Here is a 23,924-nt window from a genome sequence, read left to right as displayed (position 1 = left end):
AGATAGGTTTATGAGTGCAGTAGACATCCGGGGGATGACCAACGCAGAGAAGTCCATTCGGGCGATCGGCCGGGCGATGGCCGAGGCCGGGGATCGCAATCATGCGGAGAAACTGGAGCAGCTTGCCGGCAAAGCGGCGGATCAGGCGCTGAATATCGCGTTTTGCGGTCACTTTTCCGCAGGCAAGTCAAGCTTGATTAATAAATTATGCGGGCATCAGCTCCTGCCATCGAGTCCGATCCCGACCAGCGCCAACGTCGTGACGATTCAGAACGGCCCCGCCGGAGCGATCGTCAAACATGCCGCCAGAGGCGGGGGCAGCGGCGAATTTGCCGAGATTGAGCTGGACCGGTTGGACGAATATTGCAAAAACGGCGAGGAAATCGAATCGGTTCAGATTCGTTACCCGATTCCGTTCCTCGGAGAGCGGGCCGCCCTGCTGGACACGCCGGGCATCGATTCGACGGACAGCGCTCATATGATGGCGACCGAATCGGCGCTGCATATGGCGGACGTCGTCTTTTATGTGATGGATTATAACCACGTCCAGTCGGAGATTAACTTCGCCTTTACGAAAAGGCTGAAGGAATGGGGCAAGCCGCTTTACCTGATCGTAAATATGATCGACAAGCACCGAGAGCGCGAGCTTCCTTTCACGGAATACCGGGACAGTGTGGCGCATGCTTTCGAGAGCTGGCATATCGAGCCGGACGGCATCTTGTTTACTTCGGTGAAGCAGCCGGATCATCCGAACAACGAATGGGTGAAGCTGGCCCGGCTGATCGGTGACTTGAGCGGCATTGCCGATATGCTGCGGGACAACAGCCTGGCGAAGTCGGTCGTCCATCTGATCGGCGAGCACGGAGTATGGTTGTCGGAGTACAACGAGGCGGCGAAGATGGCGCTTCGTGAACAGTTCGAGCGGGAGGGGGGCGAAGGTCTCCCGGAGCGTTACGAATCGTTGGAGGTTCGGATCGAGGAACGGAAGAACGCCGGAGAGAAGCTGCAGAACGAGCTGAGGAAGGAAACCGCTCATCTGCTCGAAAATGCCAATATTACGCCTGCGACTACGCGCGATTTGGCCCATCATTACTTGCAAAGCCGGAAGCCCGGATTCAAAGCCGGGTTATTTGCACGCGCGTCCACGACCGCCAAAGAAATCGAGAGCCGGTTGAGCGCGTTCAGCTCGGAATTCGTGGAGAAGGTAGAGGCGAATATCGTCTGGCATTTGCGCCAGCTGCTCATTCAAACCGGCGAGCCGTATGGAATAGGCCCCGAGGCCGTCGATGAAGCATTAAGCCGCACGGTCCGTTCCATAGGCGAAGAGTGGCTAAGCGGGCAGGTTCAGGCGGGCGCCATCGCTTCGAACGAATATACGCTGAACTATTCGAGGCAGATCGCTGCCGAGGCCAAAACGATATTCCGCCGTGCCGGCTTCGAGCTGATCGGTGACATCGTCCGGGTGCTGTCGAGCCGGGCCGACCGCGAAGTATTCGAGCTGACACAGGAGAAGGAGCAGCTTGCAGAACGTCTGACCGCGTACCGCCAGCTGCAGGCGCTGGAAACCGAAGAGCGGTTGCACGCGGAATCGCTGCTAGTCCGTTTTCCGGAGCGGGCGCCCGATCTTGCCGGTAAGCTGCCGGACCCGCAGTCGTATACAACGGACGAGACGAGACAGGGAACGGCACAGGCTGAAGGAGAACACGGCTCTGCGTCTTCGTCGGGCGAGCGGTGGTCCGTAGCGCTTGGCAAGGAAACGGAGCAAGGTTATAAGGCTGACGGGAGCGGCGACGGCAGTTTTCGGGCGACAATGGCGCATACGGCTTCGAAGCTGAATGAGGCGTGCGCGCTTCTCGAGCCGATTCCTTCGATGCAATCGATCGTCCGGTCGATGAAGGAAAAGTCAGAACGGCTCGCGCAGAGCAACTTTACGATTGCGCTGTTCGGTGCGTTCAGCGCAGGCAAGTCGTCTTTTGCCAACTCGCTGATGGGAGAATCGGTATTGCCGGTATCGCCGAATCCGACGACGGCCGCCATAAACAAAATTATGCCTCCAACGGATGCTTGGCCTCACGGTGCCGTAAAGGTGCAGATGAAGTCAGCCGATGCGATCCGCGAAGACGTTTTGTATTCCTTGAACGTCCTGGGTGTCCAGGCGGCCGACCTGGATTCGGCTTTGTCGCAGATCGACCGGTTGTCTCCGGATCGTGTAGGACCTAGCGGTAAGCCGCATTACACGTTCCTCAAAGCGGTCGGCAAAGGGTGGAGCGAAGCCAAGGATATCATCGGGACACAGCTTCGGGTCGATCTGGAGATGTTCCGCGCGTACGTGGCGGAAGAGAGCAAATCTTGCTTCGTCGAATATATCGAGCTTTACTACAGCTGTCCGCTGACCGATCAAGGGATGATTTTGGTCGATACGCCGGGAGCGGATTCAATCAACGCAAGGCATACGGGCGTAGCTTTTAATTATATCAAAAACGCCGATGCGGTCTTATTCGTAACGTATTACAACCATGCCTTCTCGCAGGCGGACCGGGAGTTTCTGCTGCAGTTGGGAAGGGTGAAGGACAGCTTCGAGCTCGATAAAATGTTTTTCCTCGTTAACGCGGCGGACCTCGCAGCCAGCGAACAAGAGCTGAGCGGCGTCGTTGGCCACGTGGCCGACAATCTGCTTCGTTACGGGATTCGCAATCCGCGCATCTATCCGGTGTCCAGTCTCATGGCGCTGGACGGCAAGTTGCAGCGTGATGCGGCGCTTGCCGCGAATAGCGGAATCGTCCGGTTCGAACGGGACTTCGTCCGGTTCGCGGTCGGCGAGCTGGCGGGCATCGCCGTGAGGTCGGCCGGACAGGAGCTGGAGCGTTCGGCTTCGCTGCTCGGACAATGGATAGCCGGGGCACGCGAGGGCGAGGAACAGCGGAAGCGCAGACTGGAGATCGTCCGGGAATCCTGGAAGCAAGCGGCTGTGCTTCTGCAAGACTCGGATACGGCTACGGAGGAGCGCGAGATTGGCAAAGAGATTCAGGAGCTGCTGTATTACGTCAAGCAGCGTCTTACGTACCGTTATGGCGAGCTGTTCCAGTACGCGTTCAACCCAGCGTCGCTGCGCGAGGATGCCGGGGCGATCCGCAGCTCGATGCGCGCGGCATGGATGGATTTGCTGCGGCTGATCTCTTACGATTTGTCTCAGGAGCTGTACGCGACTACGCTGCGGATCGAGAACCAGCTGAACCGTCTGGCGCAGAAAAGACAGGCCGACAAGATAAGCCAGATCAGCTCGCTTCTGGACGGATTCGAAGGAGGCAGCTACGAGGCGCTGCCTTTCCGGACGCCGAACGTAGAGGAAGCGATGGAAGCTTCTGCAGATGACAAGTGGCTTGCGGGTTTTTACAAAAACGGCAAACACTTTTTCGAGGGGCCCGGCAAAAGCCAACTGAAAGAATCGCTCGAGAAAACGTTGACCCAGCCGGTCGCGGATTATGCGGAACGTCACAGAGCGCTCTTCGAGTCCGAGTACGCCGCAGCATACAGGGAGCGGGTCGGCGCGGTTCAGGAGCGGCTCTACCTGCTGCTGAACGAGCATGCGGAAGGAATGGTGGCTGCGCTCGAGATGAAGGTCGATCTGGCTCGTCTGGCATCGACCCGGGAGAAGCTGCAGTCGCTTATGAATGCATAAGATTTGCCATTTGAGGGACGCTATCGCTATATGCGAAGCGTCTCTTTTGTGTAGAGGCGGGAACGGCTATGTGTTCAGCGAAACAGAAGGTATTCTGCCCCTAAGAAAAGCTGGTTCTTACGAAGGATGGCTCCCCGCTCCATTTTCTACCGGATGTAAATACGCGCGATGTAGGTCGCTAGAACCAAATGATGGAATTCATGTCGGATTCGTCTGCGAAGCCGCAACAATTGCCGGAATTTGGCGTCTATATGAGTATGAAGGGAAGGGGAGCTTAGGTATGAAACGACGCACTTCCATCCGATATACAATGGTACTGACAGGAGCCGCATTGCTTCTGGCCGGATTGTCGCTATACGATTCGAGTAACCCGGAGTCTTCGGCGGCCCCTTCGTCAGAGCCCGCTATCCAGACCCCATCCGGCGATTCTCAGATGTTTGATCCGGCCTCGATTCGCCCAGGCGACCGGGTGGCGGGAATGACCGCACAGGAGATCCGATCCGGCACGTATGGACTGCAGTCGGTCGCCGTTACGTTTCAAGGCACCAAGGAGATTAGCGGACGGTTTGAAGTAATGGATCAGGAAACACAGCCATATAACCCGGGAGACGTTATCTTTTATGTGGACAACAAGTCGGCGACCAGTCTGCCGAAGCCTATACGGTTTCACGAGGTGCCGAATCATTTCGTTTTGAAATTTGCCAATGAAACGGACAAGGCGAAGTTCGGTTCGGCCGGCTCGACGGGAACCGGTTCGATCGTCATATCGGATTACTTGGCTGTTTATGCCGATATTCTCGAAGGAACCTCGGACAAGGCGAGCTTGACCGAAGTGAAAGCGCTGAATGTGATTGCACCGAGCAGCCCGGAAGAGAGTAACCCCGACTTTGATAAAGAGATGAAGCCTTTCCCGGTCTTGACGATAACACCGCAGAAGGCGCTCGGCAGTCCCGAACCGGTATACGAGTGGATCGAGGGCGTCCACCGGTCGTTTTATGGGCTGGCTTATAACGGCAAACGGATCAGCGAGGCGCAGCGCGAACGAGTCAAAAGCTGGCTGGCGGAGGCGTTTACAGACACTGCGACGGAGCAGTTGGCGGATTCACACGTACCGGCCGTCGACGGCGGCTATTTAATCGTAGGCGGTTCTTCGGGACTGATTCCACCCGTGATTATACAAGAAGTCGGCAGCATGAAGCTGGCGGAGCAAGAAGACGGGAGCTACTTGCTGACAGCCGACTGGATCGTGACTGGAGTAAGCGATGCGAGACTGATCTGCGAGCTGGAGTACGAGGATGGCCGCTGGAAAATCGGCACGTTCCATTATGAGATGATTTGACCGGAACTGGTTCCGGTTTTTTGTTTATTCGCGAATGTGGATGCTTGTGCTTAACTTGACGAACCCGCTACGATCCCTCCCTTGCTTGCTTGAGCGGTTCGAGCCAGTTCGGGTTGGCCAAGCTGAACGGATGCGGCTGCACGCAGCAAAACGTTTATTTTGGAGCAGGACGGACGCTCCTCGCATAAGCTCGGTCTTGCCTGTGCTCGCGGCTCCCCGTATATCTGGACAGCCAGCAACAAAGCTGCAAATCGCTCTTATTCAGAATAGCTTCCAATAGTTACCATAAGCCTACATGGTTTGCCAAGCTCAACGCTCTTGTTTCACGAAAATGGGGGGAGCCTGTCCGCTTATCTGACAGCCTGGAGCAACGGCCGGGGCCTATTCCAACGGACAAAAAATCCCACATTCCGGAAGCTTTGACCGGTATCTCTCGCCAGAATTCCCCGACATTTTCACCCAATCTTCACAACTTTCAAGAAAGCGCATCCATAGGTTCATAAAGCGATGATTCGGAAGAATCGCATGGATTCCTTCCCGTTTTCGTCTCTTTTTGTGGGTTTTAGGGTGATATTGATCGTTTTACCCGATTCGCCCGATTGCTCGATAGGAGGGATGGTGATAAGATTCATTAAGAAATTGGAAAGCGGCCGGCTGGGAGGGCGACCATGAACGTATTAAAGCAATTGAAGCAATTTTACTGGAAAGATCGTTACTTGCTGTTCGCATCGATTGTCTGTTTGATGTGTTCCACTGCACTCGGGCTCGTTTACCCTCATTTGCTCCGATTTCTGATTGACGATGTCATTAGGCAGGAGCAATATCAGTGGGTGCCCTATCTGGCGCTTACCGTTGTCGCCGTAGTGGCGGTCAAAGCGACCTTCGCTTTCCTGCACGGCTTCTCCGGAGGAAGACTCGGCAACCGCGTCGCTTTTAACATGCGTAACGCCTTGTACGAGAAGCTGCAATACTTGTCGTTTCAATATTACGACAGAGCCAAGACGGGCGACCTGATGTCCAGGCTGACGGCCGACTTGGAAGCGATCCGCCAGTTTATCGGATTCGGATTTGCGCAAATTTTGAACGTGTTCATCATGTTTACGTTCGGCACCATTACGATGCTCCTGATGGACTGGAAACTGACGCTGGTTACCTTTGTGACGATGCCGTTTCTCGTCTTCACCGCACTTCGTCTGGAGCGCAAAATTCATCCGGGGTTCCGGGCGATCCGACTTGCCAACAGCAACTTAACGACGGCAGTACAGGAGAATATCAACGGCATGCGAACGGTCAAATCGTTTGCGCGCGAGCCTTACGAGGTGGAGAAGTTCACAGTCCGCAACGAGGAGTATAAAGGAAGCAACATTCATTTGTCGCAAACGTGGGCGAACTATTTCCCGATGATGGAACTGCTGTCCTCTGTATGCGTCGCTATCCTGCTCGTCACGGGCGGTATGTTCGTCATCAACGGTTCGATGTCGATCGGCGAACTGGTCGCATTTTTCAGCTTTATCTGGTACATTATCGCACCGATGAGAGATATCGGCTTCCATATTAACAACTACACGCAATCAAAGGCTTCCGGCGAACGCGTATTGGAAATATTGAATCAATACGTACATGTAAAAGACAAGGATAATGCAGTCGCGCTCCGACCGGAGCAAGTATCCGGCTCGATCCGCTTCGACGAGGTGACCTTCGCGTATCCCGACAAGCAGCCGGCGCTTACGAAGTTTGATCTGGATGCGCCCGCAGGCTCCGTAATCGGATTGCTCGGGGGAACCGGATCGGGCAAGTCGACGGTAATCCAGCTGATGCTGCGGGCTTACAATATTAAGGAAGGCCGTATCCTGCTCGACGGCAAGGACATTCGCGACATTAAAATCGAGACGCTGCGTCAGCAGATCGCGCTTGTCTTCCAGGAGACGTTCCTGTTCTCCTCGACGATTCGCAACAATATCGCATACGGCCGCAAGGATGTATCTGACGAAGAGATCATCCGCGCCTCGAAGCTGGCGAAAGCGCATGATTTCATAATGGAGCTGCCGCTCGGTTACGATACGGTGGTCGGCGAACGCGGTATGGGGCTGTCCGGCGGTCAGAAACAGCGAATCGCCATCGCCAGAGCGCTGATCAAAGACCCGAAAATATTAATACTGGACGATGCGACGAGCGCGGTCGATATGGAGACGGAACACGAAATCCAAGCCGGTTTCCAGGAACTGATGAAGGGCCGTACGACTTTTATTATCGCGCACCGGATCTCTTCTCTGAAGCATGCCGATGAAATACTCGTACTCGATGAAGGACGTATCGTCCAGCGCGGAACGCACGAGTCGCTTCTGAAGCAGTCGGGAGCGTATTTTGAAACTTACAAAATCCAATATTCGGATCATCCGGATTTTACCTCGCACAAGGAAGAACGGAGGGTGGCCAATTGAGCCAGTCCAAGGAATATTCCGATACTAACCCAAAATCCGATACTACGCCTAAAACGGCGGGCCGAAATTCGAATTCGCAGGAGCGTTTCATCTACCAGGACGACGACAAGATGGAGAAGGCGTTCGACTGGAGTCAGCTGAAGCGGATGGGGGAATATTTGAAGCCGTATTCCCGGGAATTGCTGCCGATTATACTCGTTACGATGATACTTGGTACGCTGTCCAAGCTCGCCATCCCTTACTTGATCAGTCTTGCGATCGACAAGGCAATCTTTAACGGCGACGGCAATCTGCTGCTCATCTATGCATCGACGATGCTTGCCCTGTATGTAGTGCAGTGGCTCGTCAACGTATACCGGATCCGGTATATTAACGTGATCGGGCAGAAAGTGCTGTTCGATTTGCGGTATGCATTATTCAGACACATTCAGCAGCTGTCGTTCCGCTTTTTTGACAAGCGTCCGGCCGGGTCGGTGCTGGTCCGGATTACGAATGACGTGAACTCGCTGCAGGACTTGTTTACGAACGGCGTCGTCAACCTGATGATCGACTGCGTGCAGCTCGTCGGTATCGTCATCATCCTGCTTACGCTTAGTCCGAAGCTCGGAATCGCGATTATTATTACGGTACCGCTGATGTTCATCGTATCGACATCGCTGCGTAAACGGATTCGAAGAGCCTGGCAGGACGTCCGCATGAAGCAGTCCCGGATTAACTCGCATTTGGCCGAATCGATACAGGGCATCCGCGTCACTCAAGCTTTTACGCAAGAAAAGGAAAACATTAAATATTTCGATGACATGAATACGATCAACAAAAAATCGTGGGACCGGGCGTCGATGCTCAACCAGGCGTTCGGACCGATTATCGAGCTGACCGCAGCCATCGGTACGTGTATCTTGTTCTGGTACGGCAGTTATTTGATCGAATCCAAGGAGCTTACGATCGGGATGCTGGTCGCCTTTGCCAGCTATATCGGCAACTTCTGGGAGCCGATCAATCGTCTCGGGCAGATGTACAACCAGATGCTGGTGGCGATGGCTTCGTCGGAACGGATATTCGAGTTTTTGGACGAAAAGCCGAATGTGGCGGAGAAAGCCGAGCCGAAGATGTTGCCGCCGATCAAGGGCGATGTCCGGTTCGAAAATATCGTATTCGAATATGAGCGCGGCCGTCCGGCGTTGAAAGGAATCAGCCTGGAAGCGAAGGCGGGCGAATCGGTGGCGCTGGTCGGGCATACGGGATCGGGCAAAAGTACGATTATGAACCTGCTGTGCCGGTTCTACGATCCGGTCGAAGGACGCGTGCTGGTGGACGGCCACGATATCCGCGACGTATCGCTGCAAAGCTTGCGTTCGCAAGTCGGAATCGTCCTGCAGGATACGTTTATTTTCTCCGGCTCGATCCGGGATAATATCCGCTTCGGACGGCTGGACGCGACCAACGATGAGATCCAGGCGGCGGCCAAAGCCGTGCACGCCCACGATTTCATCAGCAAGCTGCCTGACGGCTACGACACTCAGGTGGAGGAGCGGGGCAATATGCTGTCGATGGGACAGCGCCAGCTGCTCTCGTTTGCCCGGGCGCTGCTGGCCAACCCGCGGGTATTAATTCTCGACGAGGCGACAGCGAGCATCGATACGGAAACCGAGCTGAAAATCCAGGAAGCGCTGAAGACGCTGCTGATCGGCCGTACCTCGTTTATTATCGCTCACCGGTTGTCCACGATCAGGGGGGCCGACAAAATCGTCGTGCTGGATCACGGTAATATAATGGAAGAAGGCAATCACGACGAGCTGATGCGGCTGGAAGGCATTTATCACGGACTCGTGCAGGCCCAATACAAATTTTTAAGCGAAGCTGTCTAAGCTTCCGTCAGGCCAATCCGCCGCCGCTTCCTCCGAGAAGCGGCGGCGGATTATTTTTAATCGATAGTATACGATTCGGGAGAAACGGGTGCCTTCTGCTCGCAAGACAAGCAACAACTAACGCAGGGTCATACATCGCATCGCGGCAAAGCTTCGTTTAAATGTTTTTCTGAATGTGCCAGCAAGCGCCGTGGCTGTCGATCATGGCAGCTTTGACTTGATGTGTCCGCCTATAGTCCAGAGGGAAGCGAATAGGAGTGGTTTGTATCCTCTATTTTGTCCGAAACCCGGCCTGTCGACGGAATAAGAGCGGTTTGAAACTGTTAAAATCCGCAAAAGGGGTGCGCATCCCATCAGTCGGTTGAACTAAGGGGTGCAAATCGCCTCTATTCGTCCCTGTTTTCTCCATTTGCCGAAAATAGAAGGTGCCAAAGACTCTTATTGGGTTTGCAAGTGTTAGCAAGCGTCGCTATCAAGGCTAGTTAGCGCCAGCTAGCGTTAGCATCGTGGAAAAGGCTTCGTTTGCAAGCTTTCTTATCTTTCGCCTGATTTATTTTTATTAGGACTGGCAATATCGGAGCCTCTTTCGAATACGCTTGCCTTAGAGCGGAAACTGCGGCAGTTGAAAGCGCGGAACAAGAGGGAGGAGATCTATGTTAATCGAGGTGGTCAAGCCGGGCGATTCGTTATGGGCGATTGCGAAACGTTATGGAGTGACGGCGGACGAAGTCGCCCGAATAAACGGAATCGAAGATCCGACGAGACTGGTCGCCGGTCAGGCGCTCGTCATTCCGACGAAAGATCGGGTCCATGTCGTAGCGCCCGGAGAGTCGTTGTGGACGATTGCCCGCAAGTACGGCACTTCTGTCGATCAGCTGATGAGAGCGAACCAAATAACCGACCCGTCCCGATTATATATCGGCCAGCGTCTTCGCGTCCCGGGGGAGCCGGTCAGGCCGGTAATCGAGACGAACGGTTACTTGCAGCCGTCGAATGCGGAGAAGGACCGGGGCATCGTAGCGGAGACGGCAAACTATCTTACATACTTCAGCATCTTCCAATATATCGTCCAGAAGGACGGGACGCTCCAAGCTCCGAACGACGAAGCGGCGCTCGCTGCGATCCGGCCGACCCCATCGGTGCCGATGATGGTCATCACCAACTTCGAAGGCGGGACGTTCACCCCCGATACTGCGCGGGCGATATTCGATAATGCGGAAGCGCGGCAAAACCTGATCGACAACGTAATAGCGACGATGAAACGAAAGTCGTTTTATGCGCTGAATATCGACTTCGAGCATATGTATCCGGCCGACCGGGAGAAGTATAACGCCTTCCTGAGAGAAATAACGGCTCGCGTTCACGCGGAAGGAAAACTCGTCTCCACGGCACTTGCCCCGAAGACCAGCGCGGAACAGGCCGGGCAATGGTACGAAGCTCACGATTATCCGGCGCACGGCGAAATCGTTGATTTCGTCATCATTATGACTTACGAATGGGGCTGGTCCGGCGGACCGCCTATGGCTGTAGCCCCGATCCCGCAAGTACGCAGCGTGCTCGAATACGCCCTCTCAGTTATACCGGCGGGCAAGATCATGATGGGCGCGCCTTTGTACGGTTACAATTGGACGCTTCCGTATGTCAAAGGAGGCAAGTTCGCCCCGACCTTAAGTCCGAAGGCGGCCGTCGAGCTGGCCCGGGATGTCGGCGCCTATATCCAGTACGATTATACCGCTCAAGCTCCTCACTTCTCGTATTATGACAACGATGCGAAGGAGCATATCGTCTGGTTCGAGGATGCGCGCAGCATGCAGGCGAAGTTCGACCTGATCAAGGAATACGGGCTGCGCGGGATCAGCTATTGGGTGCTCGGCCAAAGCTTCCCGCAAAATTGGGCGCTGCTCGAAGCGAATTTTACGATCAAGTCGCTTAAATAAATTCGGGCAACGAGGCCCGTTCACAAATCGTATTGGCGTAAAGCTTTTCCGGACCTTATCCGGGAAAGCTTTTTTTCAAAGGCTTGATTTGCAAAATAAAGTCGGAACCTTTACTCTAAAGTTAACACCATTTTTCGCGCGTATTATTTGGGAGGGGTCGTCTTGAAATCGACGCGAACGTTATGGAGAACGATCGGCACGACGGCGGCGATATCCACTCTTCTGATGGCCGGCGGTCTCGTGTATGCGATGAACGATATTATGAACCCGAAGCCGGCCGACTTCGTTCAGCAGCCGCAGCAGCAGCCGGCGGCGGAGGCGAAGACGACAGTGGATATCGTGGCGCTCGGCGATTCGCTTACGGTCGGGACCGGTGACGTCAGCGGGAAAGGGTATGTCCAGAACGTGAAGGACAAGCTGGCGGCCGCTACGAAGAAACAGGTAAATGTAATCGGCAATTACGCCGTTAACGGGTACACAACCGGGCAGCTGCTTAACGATCTGCAAAACGCCAAAGGCGTGCCTTACGGCATCGAACGGGCCGATATCGTCCTGCTGACGATGGGCGGCAACGATCTGTTCGCGATCGGCCGGGATGTGATGAATTCGCAGACGGACGAGCTCGATCCGGTCAAGATCCGGGAGCGGATGCCGGAGCCGCAAAAACGGCTGGAGCACATTTTAACCCGGCTGGCGGAGCTGAATCCGAAGGCGACGATCGTGTATGTCGGCGTGTACAACCCGTTTTATGATCTGCCGGAGATGCGCCCGGCTTCCGTCCATATTCAGGAGTGGAACGATGCGGCGTTCCGGGTAGCGAACAAGTACCCCAATATGGTGTTTGTACCGACGATGGACCTGTTTCAGCTTCAATTCGACAAGTATATGTACACCGACCACTTCCACCCGAACCAGGAAGGGTATGTGCGAATCGCAGACCGCGTCGTGCAGGCGCTTGAATAGGGAGGTCCGGTCATGAGCCAGGATTCGTCTGTCGTACTGTCCGTCCATCAATTGAAGAAAAAGATTAAAAACCGGCTCATTATTAAAGGGATATCGTTCGATGTCAGGCGCGGCGAAATATTCGGATTTCTTGGGCCGAACGGTTCCGGCAAAACGACTACGATCCGGATGCTGGTCGGGCTGATCAAACCGACCGAAGGGAGCATCACGCTTGGCGGCTACGATGTAGCCAGGCAGCCAACGGACGCATTGAGACACGTAGGCTGTATCGTCGAAAATCCCGAGTTGTATTCGTATATGACCGGCTGGGAGAATCTTGAGCATTTTGCCCGGATGCTTCCCGGCGTCGGAGCACAGCGGATTCGCGAGGTTACCGATATCGTCGGACTCGGCCAGCGCATCCACGATAAGGTCAAGACGTATTCGCTGGGCATGCGCCAGCGGCTCGGCATCGCGCAAGCTCTGCTGGGCCAGCCCAGCCTCCTCATTCTCGATGAACCGACCAACGGCCTCGATCCGCAAGGAATCAAAGAAATGCGCGAGTTTATCCGCAGGCTTGCCTCGGAAGGGCTAAGCTTGTTCGTATCCAGCCATCTGTTAAGCGAGATCCAGCAAATGTGCGATCGGGTGGCGATCATCAGCCACGGTGAAGTGATCGCCGTCGGAGAAGTGGACGAGCTGCTTCAGCAGTCGGGAAGCACGATCGTTTGGCATGTCGAGCCGTATGAACGCGCGCGAGAGATTTTGGCTTCTGATCCGTCCGTTCAAGTGCTCGATTCCGCCCGGCTTGATCCGGAGCTTGACGGAGAGGATTCGGCGGGAGGACGCAAGCTGACCGTGCGGATGGAGCAGGAGCGGATACCCGAGTGGAACGAGAAACTCGTGGCGGCGCGCGTTCTCGTCTATTCGATCGGCATCCATCATCCGACGCTGGAGGAGCTGTTCTTGCGTTTGACGGAGGGGGAGAACATTGAATAGCATCGGACTCTTGCCATTGGTTCAGAACGAAACGATCAAGATATGGAAGAAAAAACGGTTTCTCGTCATATTGCTTCTGCTGGCTGCTCTTATTCCAATGTTTACGTATGCACAGATGAAAGTGGCTCAAAACAACCAGAAGCAGTTCGGCTCCCAAGACTGGAGACTCGTTACTCAGCAGCAAATTCAGGACTATACGAACCGGCTGGCCAGCAACCGGGTGCCGGAGGAATGGAAAAAGTACATCCGCGTCCAGGTGAAGGTGCTGCAATATTATTTGGACAAAAACGTCGATCCGAAGGCACCGAACGGAGTTACCTTCACGACTACGTTCGTTGCCAATGCGATCGGGCTGTTCATCCCGCTGATGGTGATGGTGATCGCGTCCGATCTCGTCTCCTCGGAGCATTCCGCCGGGACGATCAAACTGCTGCTGACGAGGCCGGTCCAGAGATGGAAAGTGCTGGCGAGCAAATATATCGCGCTCATCTTTTACATATCGCTGACCGTTCTGGCGACGGCTTTGCTGGCGTATCTCATATCCGGTCTCGTATTCGGCTACGGAGGCTGGCAGCTCCCGTCGTTTACCGGCTTCAAGATCGTCGGTTCCGAGGTCGACGCGTCGAACGTGCATCCCGTGCCGCAATGGCTCTATCTCATCATGGAGATGGGACTCGTCTGGTTCGCGGCGCTGATCGTCGGATTCATGTCGCTGATGGTATCGGTTCTCGTGCGAAGCACGGCGGCGGGGATGGGGATTATGCTGGCGGTGCTGATCGCCGGCAACATTTTGACGAACATGGTATCGTCCTGGGAGACGGCCAAATATTTGTTTATGGTCAATCTGACCCTGACCGACTACTTGTCCGGCAGGCTGCCGCCGATCGAGGGGATGGATCTCGCCTTCTCGATGACCGTTCTAGCGGTATGGGGAATCGCGTCGCTGATCGTGTCGTTTTGGGTATTCACCAAAAAAGATATTTTGAACTAGGAGTTGCAGGCGGAGCCGCTTTTCAGGCGGGCATGGTAAAAGCGGCCCGCTTTGAGTATAATGCATAATAGCTGACACAAAAGAAACGAAAGAATAGGGGGCACGCGGATTGTCAGAGCAGCAGTTGGACTTGTTTTCGGCACCGGCGTCATCGGACGGTAAAAAAACGGCGCCTGCTTCGCCGGGCGGCAAATCGGGTAACGGCGGCAAAGCTTCCGCAGAGAAACAAGCGGGAAGCGCTAAGGCTGCCACGAATAAACAGCCGGCCGCAGGCGCGTCATCGGACGTGCTTTCTTCCGGTTACGATGCGGACGATATTCAGGTACTCGAGGGGCTAACGGCTGTCCGCAAAAGGCCGGGCATGTATATCGGGAGCACAAGCGCTTCCGGGCTTCACCATTTGATCTGGGAAATCGTCGACAACGCGGTTGACGAGCATCTCGCGAAGTTTTGCTCGAAGATCGATGTCATTATACATAAAGATCAGTCCGTAACCGTTCGCGATAACGGCCGCGGAATTCCTACAGGCATGCATAAGACCGGGATACCGACTCCGCAGGTCGTATTTACGATTCTGCATGCGGGCGGCAAGTTCGGCGGCAGCGGATATAAGAAATCCGGGGGGCTTCACGGCGTCGGCGCTTCGGTTACGAACGCGTTGTCCGAATGGCTGGAAGTGGAAATATGGCGTGACGGCAAGACGCACCGGCAGCGGTTCGAGTATTGGGTGGACGAATCGGGCAAGGAGCATGTGGGAGAGCCGGTAACCGGCCTGCAGATGCTCGGCAATACGAACCGTTCCGGCACGCAGATTACGTTCAAGCCGGACAAACGGGTGTTTCAGAGCGGGACGACGATTAATTACGATACGTTATCGGAGCGGCTGCAGGAGATCGCTTTCCTGAACTCCGGACTGAAAGTCCATCTGAAGGACGAACGTTCGGGCAACGAGGAGACGTTCGAATATGCGGGCGGAGCGAAACAGTTCGTCCAATTTTTGAACGAGGACAAGACGGTTCTGCACGATGTGATCCATTTTGTGGCGGAGAAGGACGAGATCGAGGTCGAGGTGGCGTTCCAGTATAACGACGGGTATACCGAGACGATCGCTTCGTTCGTCAACTCGATTCCGACACGCGGGGGCGGTACGCACGAGACGGGCTTTAAAACCGCTTTCACCCGGATCATGAACGAATATGCGAGAAAAGCGGGGCTGCTGAAAGAAAAAGATAAAAACCTGGAAGGCGTCGATCTCCGCGAAGGCATGATGATCGTCATCAACATCAAGATGGGCGAGGTCGAATTCGTCGGCCAGACGAAAGACCAGCTCGGCAGCGCATCGGCGCGCAGTGCGGTCGATGCCGTCGTGATGGAGAAGATGGCGGTTTTTCTCGAGGAAAATCCGCAAGTCGCCCAATTGCTGCTCCGCAAGGCGGTGCAGTCCGCCAAGGCGAGGGAAGCGGCGCGCAAAGCTAGGGAAGAAGTGCGCAACGGCAAAAAAGGAAAAAGCGAAAGTTCCAATCTGGGCGGTAAGCTTACGCCGGCGCAATCCAAAGACCATATGCGCAACGAGCTGTTCATCGTGGAAGGTGATTCCGCCGGCGGCTCGGCCAAGCAGGGACGCGATTCGCGCCATCAGGCGCTGCTGCCGCTGAAGGGCAAACCGATGAATCCGGAGAAGGCGAAGCTGGCCGACGTGCTGAAGAACGACGAGTACAAGGCGATCATCGCGGCGATCGGCGCGGGAGTCGGGTCCGACTTCGAACTCGAAGAAATCAATTACGGCAAAGTCATTATTATGACCGATGCCGATACGGACGGCGCACACATCCAGGTGCTGCTGCTGACGTTTTTCTACCGGTATATGAAGCCGCTGCTCGATGCCGGACGGGTGTACATCGCCCAGCCGCCGCTGTTCAAGGTGTCCAAGAAGTCCGGGAAGCAGACGGTCGTCAAGTACGCATACTCCGACGAACAGCTCGCGGCGATTGTAAAGGAAATGGGGAAAAACGTCGAGCTGCAGCGCTACAAAGGACTCGGCGAGATGAATCCGGATCAGTTGTGGGAGACGACGATGGACCCCGAGCAGCGGACGCTGCTGCAAGTGCAGATCGAAGATGCGGCCAAAGCCGAACGCCGCGTATCGACACTGATGGGCGATAAAGTGGACCCGCGAAAACGGTGGATTATCGAAAATGTAGATTTTACGGAATACGAGGAGTAGGAGGCCCGCATCCGACCGGCTTCTCGACCTCCTTGAAGATCGGTCGCGGTTGTCGCGCTTTTGCTGTAAATTCGTCGAATTTACAGTTATTCCGCGTTTCTGCCGGCATCAGCCGGAACGTTCCGCCCTTTTCGCATCCCAATTTGCGTTTGTTAATTATCGATAGGAAGGTGATCCGAGCTTGAGCGCATCCGAACAGCATTTGCCTGCATTCCTCGAAGAAGTAGTCGGCGACAGGTTTGGCCGCTACTCCAAATATATTATTCAAGACCGGGCGATTCCCGACGTCCGCGACGGTCTGAAGCCGGTACAGCGCCGCATCCTGTATGCGATGTACGATGCCGGCAATACGCCGGACAAGCCTTACCGCAAGTCCGCCAAGACGGTCGGGGACGTCATGGGCAATTATCACCCGCATGGAGACTCCTCCATCTATGAAGGTATGGTCCGGATGGCGCAGCCGTGGAAGATGGGGCATACGCTGATCGACGGGCACGGCAACTGGGGCTCGCTTGACGATGATCCGGCGGCGGCGATGCGGTATACCGAAGCGAGACTGTCGCAGATCGCGATGGAGCTTCTGAGGGATATCGACAAGCGGACTGTGTTGTTCAAGGACAATTTCGACAATACGACCAAGGAGCCTGCCGTGCTCCCGTCGCGTTATCCGAACTTGCTCGTGAACGGCGTCAGCGGCATCAGCTCCGGTTTCGCTACGGAAATTCCGACCCATAACCTTCGCGAAGTCATCAACGCTTGCATCGCTCTGATCGACGATTCCAGCATGACGCTTGAGCAGCTGATGCAGATCATGAAAGGTCCGGATTTCCCGACGGGCGGCATCATTATGGGCTCGGAAGGGATCAAGGAAGCGTATCAGACCGGTAAAGGCCGTATCTATATCCGCGCGAAAACCGCGATTGAAGATATGAAGGGCGGCCGTCAGCAAATTGTGGTTACCGAGATTCCGTACCAGGTCGTGAAGTCGAAGCTCGTCACGGCGATCGAGAATATCCGGATCGAGAAAAAGATCGAGGGTATCGCCGAAGTGCGCGACGAGAGCGGGCGGAACGGTCTGCGCATCGTCATCGAGCTGAAGAAGGAAGCGGATGCCCAAGGGATATTGACGTATTTGCTGAAAAAGACGGATCTGCAAGTAGCCTACAACTTCAACATGGTGGCGATCGTCAACAAAACGCCTAGGCAGCTTGGCGTCAAAGAGATGCTGGAAGCGTACATCGCCCATCAGAAGGAAGTGCTGACCCGGCGTTCGCAGTTCGAGCTGGAGAAGGCGGAGGATCGGGCGCATATTTTGGAAGGGCTCGTTAAGGCGCTGAACATTCTCGACGCTGTCATCGAAACGATCCGTTCCTCGAAAAACCGCCAGGACGCACAAAAAAACTTGATCGAGAAGTTTGCTTTTACCGAACGGCAAGCCGACGCAATTCTAACGTTGCAATTATACCGGTTGACCAATCTGGAGATTACGTCGCTCGAGAAAGAGCTCAAGGAAATCCAGAAGACGATTCAATATTTGCGTGGCCTGCTGTCGAGCGAAAAGAAGCTGATGGCTGTCATCAAGGAAGAGATGACGGAGATTCGCGACAAGTACGGCATCAACCGGAGATCGGATATCCAGGAAGAGATCGAGGAGCTGAAGGTGAACCTGGAAGTGATGGTGACGCCGGAGGACGTGCTCGTTACATTGTCACAGGACGGCTACCTGAAGCGGACGAGCATGCTGTCGTTTACCCGCTCGGGCGGGGAGATCGAAAGCACCGGCGTCAAGGAAGGCGACTACATCCGCCATCTGCTGGAAGTGAATACGATCGACAGCCTGCTTATTTTTACGCAAAAAGGGTTGTCTTATCTGCTCCCGGTCCATCAGATTCCGGAATACAAATGGAAGGAGAACGGGACCGCGATCGTGAACGTGATTCCGATTGCCAAAGAAGACCGGATCATCTCCGTCATTCCGATCAAGTCGTTTGACGATCCCGGCAAATCGTTCGTTTTTCTTACCAAAAAAGGGCAAGTCAAACGGACGGAGCTGAAAGAGTATTACACGAACCGCTCCGGAGGAATCGTTGCGATTAAGCTCAGCGATTCGGATGAAGTGATCGATGTCGTGCTAAGCGACAACTCGAAAGAAATATTAATCGTAACCCGGCTCGGGATGAGCATCCGGTTCAAGGAAATGGAAGTGAACCCGATGGGCCGGGCGGCCGCGGGCGTCAGGGGCATACAGCTTAAGGATGACGACGAAGTGATCGCGGCGCAGTGGGTGGAAGGCGAGGAAGGCGAAATCTGGGTCGTCACCGATCTGGGATATGCCAAAAGCTCGCTCCTGCTCGATTATCCGGTGCAAGGGCGGGGCGGCAAAGGGATCATTACATTCGAATTCAAGGAAGGCAAGCGGGTCAAGCCGAATGGTTCGGCTTTGCAGGAAGTGTTTTTTGTCAAACATGCGCTTCATCTGACTGCGATTCTTCAAAGCGGCGTCCAGCACTCCTTCTCGACCGAGGAGGCGTCGATCGAGGATCGCAAATCGCCCGGCAAGCCGGTGATTCCCGTTGCCAAAGGGGACCGGGTTATCTCCGTCATCAAACGATCCGTCCCGCTTTAATCGTACGTATCGTACGGAGGATCAAGCTTTTCCAGCAGCTTGACGATTAATTCGATAACGGCCCACGCGGGCATAGGCTCATCCAGCTTATGAAGCCACTGTGGGTCGTTTATTATGCCCTCGGTTAACGCTTTTTTGACAATCTCCGCTTTTTGCGCCTGATCCATCTCGGGTATTCCTCCTTCATCGCTCCCAGTCGCCAAGTTCCGCGAGCCGTATCCTTCAGCATATGTTGAAACCTATCAAAATGTTAAAGCTTTCCCCGGTTTCTGTTGCAAAATATTAATAGTATTAACCTTTAATCCGACAATCTCGGGTGCTATAATAGAGACAGGTAGCAACATAACGGATATCGTTGATCGTCCCCGCGCTTCCCATGCCGGCTTTGCCCGCGCAAAGCTGAAGAGAGGTGAATGATTTGTATTCCAACCAATTTGTAAAGCTGTGGAGTAAAATCAGCAGAGACTTGAGAACATACATGGAGACGCAGCTTGCCCCGACGCTTACGGAAGGCCAGTTAAACGTGCTTGAAGTGCTGCTTGCCCAGGATCAGATGAAGCCGTCCGATCTGCTGGAGCATCTGAATACGACCCCGGCTGCGGTAACGACACTGCTTGACCGGATGGAGAAAAACGAACTAATCGTGCGTCAGCGCGACGAGAAGGACCGCCGGATCGTCTGGATTATTCCGACCGAGAAAGGAAAGTCGGAGTGCGCGCGCGGCGTAGAGCTCCGCAATGAGTTCATTCACTCGCAGTTGGACCGGATCTCGTCTCATAATCAGCAGCTCCTCGTGTATTTGCTCGGCAAGGTAGCTAATTAGTCCATTCTATTCCGGTCTAGCCCGGAAATCATGTTCAAGGAAGTAGACGGTCTGGAATTCCATATCAGTGAAACGAAAGAAGCGCACAGCGGAGTGGCCCTGTACGCTTCTTTCCTTGTGTATGCGATTACTTGCTTTCCCATCGGCTAAGGATGCCGGCCGGCAGGAACAGCTTCGACGAGGTGATCGGCAGCCCGATCTCTCCGCATGTGATCGTCCCTCCGTATTTGCGGGCGACGGTCATCGACAAGATGTTATGCATGACGGTAGGAGACAGCCCGGTCGTGTAGGAATTAATCAGGAAGAACAACGGGTTGTCCGACAAGATCCCGGCGCAAAACTCGACGAACGGATACAAATTCGTCTCCAGCTTCCACGTCTCGCCGCCGGGGCCTCGTCCATAGGAAGGCGGGTCCATAATGATGGCGTCATACCGGTTGCCCCGGCGTTCTTCGCGCTGTACGAATTTGAACACGTCGTCGGTAATAAACCGGACCGGCTTCTGACTGAGTCCGGACAGCTGTACGTTCTCCTTCGCCCACTGGACGACACCCTTGGACGCGTCGACATGACACACTTCGGCGCCTGCGGACGCGCAGGCAACGGTCGCCCCGCCCGTATAGGCGAACAGGTTGAGGACTTTGACCGGTCTGCCGGCCGATGCGATTTTGTCCATCATCCACCGCCAGTTTACCGCCTGCTCCGGAAATAGTCCCGTGTGCTTGAAACCGGTCGGTTTTATGTAAAAGGATAACTTGTCATACCCGATCACCCAACGCTCCGGCAGCTCGCCCTTCGTCTCCCATTGTCCTCCGCCGGAGCTGCTGCGGTGGTAGTGAGCGTCCGCGTTTTTCCAGGCGCCCGTCTCTTTGCGGATTGGCCATATGATTTGCGGGTCCGGTCGTCTTAATACGACATCGCCCCAACGTTCAAGCTTGTCCCCGTCTCCGGTGTCCAGCAATTCGTAATCTTTCCAATCGTTTGCGTAAAACATGCGGCACAATCCTTCTTTCATCTTAAGGTTCCACTCTATTCTACATCATGAAGGAAGCCGATATCCACTCTCCTTTTCCGTTCTGTTCACGGACGCCGATCTGTGATAGCATGGAGTTGAAATTTTTACGGATAACTAAGAAAGAAGGGTTAGGAATGAAAGGACGGAACTACTGGATCGGTTCTGTAGCGTTGCTCGTTTTGTTTGCGGTTATTGCGGCTACGATGCGCAAGGACGGTCCGACCGCCTTCGACGAGGCGGTCGGAGACTGGATTAGAGGCTGGAGGTCAGACGGTCTGACCATCGTGTTCAAAGCTTTTTCCCCGCTGGTGTCCACGACGGTATTCTCGCTTTTGCTGGTTGTGTTTGCCGCTTTGTTCGTCTTTACGTTCAGGAAACGGCTCGAGCCGCTTATACTCGTCATGAACCTGGCTGTCGCCTTCGGCTTGTACAAAGGGCTGAAGAGTGTATTCGAGCGGCCGCGTCCAACTGCCGACGCTTTGATCGAAGCGGCGGGCTACAGCTTTCCGAGCGGGAATGCGCTCATGTCGGCGTCGTTCTACGGCCTGATCGTTTATTTGCTGTACCGGCAATGGAGAAGGCGCAACAAGGCAGCCGCTTATACGACCGTCGTGGCCGGCATCCTGCTCATCCTGGGGATCGGCATCAGCCGGATCTATCTGGGCGTCCATTATCCGAGTGATATCGTCGCGGGATTTGCCATAGGCGGCGCCTGGATGCTTGTATGTGCCGGAGCCGTGTCCGGACGGTCCTAATCAGGAATTACAACCGTCCCGGTCGGGAACAATGGGAATAAGACCCTGCAAGTGGAAGCGGAAGGGATTCTTAGGACATGTGACGGATCGCGGAGGAGCTATGAGCGGTAAAGTATTGCTGGTGGAAGACGAGAAGAAAATTGCCCGGGTGCTGGAGCTGGAGCTGCGGCACGAGCAATATGAGGTCACGCTGGCCAAGACGGGGCCGGAAGGGCTCAAGCTGGCGCAGACAGGCGCCTGGGATATGATCCTGCTGGATATTATGCTGCCGGGTATGGACGGGCTGGAAGTGCTTGAGAACTTGCGCAAGACGAACAAGACGGTCCCCGTCATCATGCTCACCGCCCGGGATTCGGTTCCGGACAAGGTCAGCGGTCTGGACCTCGGCGCCAACGATTATGTGACGAAGCCGTTTGCGATCGAAGAGCTGATGGCGCGGGTGCGCGGACTGATCCGCTCCTCGAGGCTGAAGGCCGAAGGAAAGGAGCAGACGTACCGGGTCGACGATCTGACTCTCGATGCCCAGACGAGAACGGTAGTCCGGAGCGGTGCGAACATTGAACTGACTCCCCGGGAGTTCGAGCTGCTGCTTTATTTTATGAAGTATGCGGGAACGGTTCTGTCCAGGGAACAAATACTGGCGGACGTTTGGGGATTCGAGTTCGCCGGGGATACGAATCTGGTCGATGTGTACGTGCGTTATTTGAGGCAGAAGGTGGACGAAGGCCATAAAACGAAGCTGATCCAGACGAGCCGGGGGGTCGGCTATTACATGAAAGACCCGTCTGAGGGCGAGAAGACGACATGAGTCTCCGCGTCCGGTTAATGGTGTTATCCTCGGCCTGGCTCGTGTTCATCCTCGTGCTGTTCAGCGGGTTCCTGTATTGGTTCGTCATCAACATTACGACGAAAAGCGAGAAAGAGCTGATGCTGACCAAGGCGAAGTCGATTCTCGAAAACAAGCAGGTGCTCGATCCGAAAAACTGGCGCAGTCCGAATAAGCTGTTCGCCGAGTTTCATGTCAGCGACGAGATGATCCGGATCGTCGGCATGGACGGCAAGGTGAAGGTGCAGCTGCTGAACAACGAGGCGATCGCGCTTAAGCCGCCTCAAGTTGTCGATCGCAGGCTGTTTCTGATCAAGCGGATCGACCGGCTACGGTATATGTATGTGCTCGTGCCGATCCAGACCCAAAATGAACAAATCGGCGTGCTGGAGATTGGGCGGCTGCTTCACCGGTGGAACGATTATATGGATGTGTTGTTGTCGGCCATCGTCCTCGCCTCGGTCGGGGCGGTTATGATCTCGGTGATCGGCAGCTTTTTTTATTCCCGGTTTATATTTTTACCGCTCCGGCAGCTGTACAATACGATGCACATGATTCAGCAAAGCGGCACGTTCCGTAAACTCGACGACGGGTTTACGAACAAAACCGACGAGCTTGGCAAAATCGGCACTACGTTCAACGAGATGATCGCCCGGCTGGAGGAGCAGGTGCTCAAGCAGAAAAGATTCGTCGTCGACGCTTCGCACGAGCTGAGAACTCCGCTGACGATTATCGCAAGTTATGCCGACATGCTCCGGAGATGGGGCGGCAAAGATCCCGCGCTGCGGGACGAAGCGGTGGAAGCGATTCAAGACGAGGCGAACCGGCTTAAAGGTTTGGTAGAGGCGCTGATGCAGCTTGCCGATACGGAAAGGGAGGACCGGCTGAAGCCGCAGCCGATGGACATGCTGGCCGTCATCCGTGCGGCGGCGGCGGCGATGGAGATCGGGTTTCAGCGGCGGATCGAGGTGGAATGCGAAGCGAAGTCCATCCCGATGACCGGCGATCCGGAGAAGCTCAGACAGCTGCTGATCATCTTGCTGGATAACGCCGTGAAGTACAGCTCCAAGCCGGTACGAATCCGGGCCGCCTCCCATGAGCAGACGGTCCGGTTCGAGGTGGAGGACCGGGGGATCGGATTTGAGGAGAAGGAGCTTCCCTACATCTTCGACCGGTTTTACCGGGTCGACCATGCCCGGGAACGGCATACCGGCGGCTTCGGGCTCGGTCTGTCGATCGCCAAAAATATAGTGAGCCGCCACGGGGGCACGATTGCAGTGCGAAGCCGGCTTGGCGCCGGTACGAGAGTGGCCGTATCGATACCGTTAGACTCGGGCGGTTTGACTGCGCCGTAACCGTACAAGCGCTCATTTTATCCGGAGGAGAATTGACGGAAGCGCGAATTTGCCGGATAATTCTAGTACCGGGAAACCGGTAGCTGATTAGGATGTCCGGCATG

Annotated in this window: 16 protein-coding genes; 14 read left to right on the top strand and 2 right to left on the bottom strand. The window is 55.0% G+C overall.

Translation table 11 applies throughout. From position 1 onward, the window contains the following. The first annotated feature begins 10 nt into the window (after positions 1–10). The 10 genes from IDH45_RS04250 (at position 11) to gyrA (ending at position 19,046) form a co-directional block, all read left to right on the top strand. Complete coding sequence (locus IDH45_RS04250) at positions 11–3,679, top strand: dynamin family protein (RefSeq protein ID WP_190925003.1); 3,669 nt, start codon at positions 11–13, stop codon at positions 3,677–3,679. Between the two features lie 280 nt (positions 3,680–3,959). Then, entirely contained in the window at positions 3,960–5,018 is a 1,059-nt protein-coding gene (locus tag IDH45_RS04245) for a hypothetical protein (RefSeq protein WP_190925001.1), read from the top strand. A gap of 668 nt (positions 5,019–5,686) precedes the next feature. Further along, positions 5,687–7,459: an ABC transporter ATP-binding protein gene (locus tag IDH45_RS04240; protein ID WP_190925000.1), complete on the top strand. Its 1,773-nt coding sequence runs from the start codon at positions 5,687–5,689 to the stop codon at positions 7,457–7,459. Positions 7,460–7,548: 89 nt separating this feature from the next. Further along, a complete protein-coding gene (locus IDH45_RS04235) occupies positions 7,549–9,327 on the top strand; it encodes an ABC transporter ATP-binding protein (RefSeq protein WP_317891147.1) in 1,779 nt (592 codons plus the stop codon). Positions 9,328–9,980: 653 nt separating this feature from the next. Continuing rightward, on the top strand, positions 9,981–11,264 hold the full coding sequence (locus IDH45_RS04230; protein WP_190924998.1) for a LysM peptidoglycan-binding domain-containing protein: 1,284 nt from the start codon (positions 9,981–9,983) through the stop codon (positions 11,262–11,264). A 162-nt stretch (positions 11,265–11,426) separates the two neighbouring features. Beyond that, entirely contained in the window at positions 11,427–12,227 is an 801-nt protein-coding gene (locus tag IDH45_RS04225; RefSeq protein WP_190924996.1) for a GDSL-type esterase/lipase family protein, read from the top strand. Positions 12,228–12,239: 12 nt separating this feature from the next. After that, positions 12,240–13,205 carry an ABC transporter ATP-binding protein gene (locus IDH45_RS04220; RefSeq protein WP_190924995.1) on the top strand — a complete coding sequence of 322 codons (966 nt, stop codon included), beginning with the start codon at positions 12,240–12,242 and terminating at the stop codon, positions 13,203–13,205. Beyond that, positions 13,198–14,196: an ABC transporter permease gene (locus IDH45_RS04215; RefSeq protein WP_223836370.1), complete on the top strand. Its 999-nt coding sequence runs from the start codon at positions 13,198–13,200 to the stop codon at positions 14,194–14,196. The genes IDH45_RS04220 and IDH45_RS04215 overlap by 8 nt, the downstream gene beginning before the upstream one ends. Positions 14,197–14,482: 286 nt before the next feature. Continuing rightward, positions 14,483–16,420, top strand: a complete 1,938-nt coding sequence (gene parE, locus IDH45_RS04210; protein WP_190925413.1) for a DNA topoisomerase IV subunit B — start codon at positions 14,483–14,485, stop codon at positions 16,418–16,420. Between the two features lie 181 nt (positions 16,421–16,601). Beyond that, entirely contained in the window at positions 16,602–19,046 is a 2,445-nt protein-coding gene (gene gyrA / locus IDH45_RS04205) for a DNA gyrase subunit A (RefSeq protein WP_190924993.1), read from the top strand. On the opposite strand, the gene IDH45_RS04200 is transcribed toward gyrA, so the two are convergent. Continuing rightward, a complete protein-coding gene (locus tag IDH45_RS04200) occupies positions 19,043–19,213 on the bottom strand; it encodes a hypothetical protein (protein ID WP_190924991.1) in 171 nt (56 codons plus the stop codon). The two genes, gyrA and IDH45_RS04200, sit on opposite strands and share 4 nt — an antisense overlap. 251 nt (positions 19,214–19,464) lie before the next feature. Here IDH45_RS04200 and IDH45_RS04195 point away from each other — a divergent pair, with 251 nt between their 5' ends. Beyond that, positions 19,465–19,869: a MarR family winged helix-turn-helix transcriptional regulator gene (locus IDH45_RS04195; protein ID WP_190924989.1), complete on the top strand. Its 405-nt coding sequence runs from the start codon at positions 19,465–19,467 to the stop codon at positions 19,867–19,869. A gap of 127 nt (positions 19,870–19,996) precedes the next feature. On the opposite strand, the gene IDH45_RS04190 is transcribed toward IDH45_RS04195, so the two are convergent. Continuing rightward, a complete protein-coding gene (locus tag IDH45_RS04190; protein WP_190924987.1) occupies positions 19,997–20,863 on the bottom strand; it encodes a class I SAM-dependent methyltransferase in 867 nt (288 codons plus the stop codon). A 155-nt stretch (positions 20,864–21,018) separates the two neighbouring features. Here IDH45_RS04190 and IDH45_RS04185 point away from each other — a divergent pair, with 155 nt between their 5' ends. The 3 genes from IDH45_RS04185 (at position 21,019) to IDH45_RS04175 (ending at position 23,820) form a co-directional block, all read left to right on the top strand. Beyond that, on the top strand, positions 21,019–21,639 hold the full coding sequence (locus IDH45_RS04185; RefSeq protein WP_190924985.1) for a phosphatase PAP2 family protein: 621 nt from the start codon (positions 21,019–21,021) through the stop codon (positions 21,637–21,639). A gap of 100 nt (positions 21,640–21,739) precedes the next feature. Beyond that, positions 21,740–22,447: a response regulator transcription factor gene (locus tag IDH45_RS04180; protein WP_190924983.1), complete on the top strand. Its 708-nt coding sequence runs from the start codon at positions 21,740–21,742 to the stop codon at positions 22,445–22,447. Then, positions 22,444–23,820: a sensor histidine kinase gene (locus IDH45_RS04175; RefSeq protein ID WP_190924981.1), complete on the top strand. Its 1,377-nt coding sequence runs from the start codon at positions 22,444–22,446 to the stop codon at positions 23,818–23,820. Before IDH45_RS04180 ends, IDH45_RS04175 begins: the two co-directional genes overlap by 4 nt. Positions 23,821–23,924 lie beyond the last annotated feature (104 nt).

Origin of the sequence: Paenibacillus oceani, from assembly GCF_014705615.1 — a bacterium.
GTDB lineage: Bacteria > Bacillota > Bacilli > Paenibacillales > NBRC-103111 > Paenibacillus_AB > Paenibacillus_AB oceani.
This window is presented reverse-complemented; position numbering and strand designations above follow the sequence as displayed.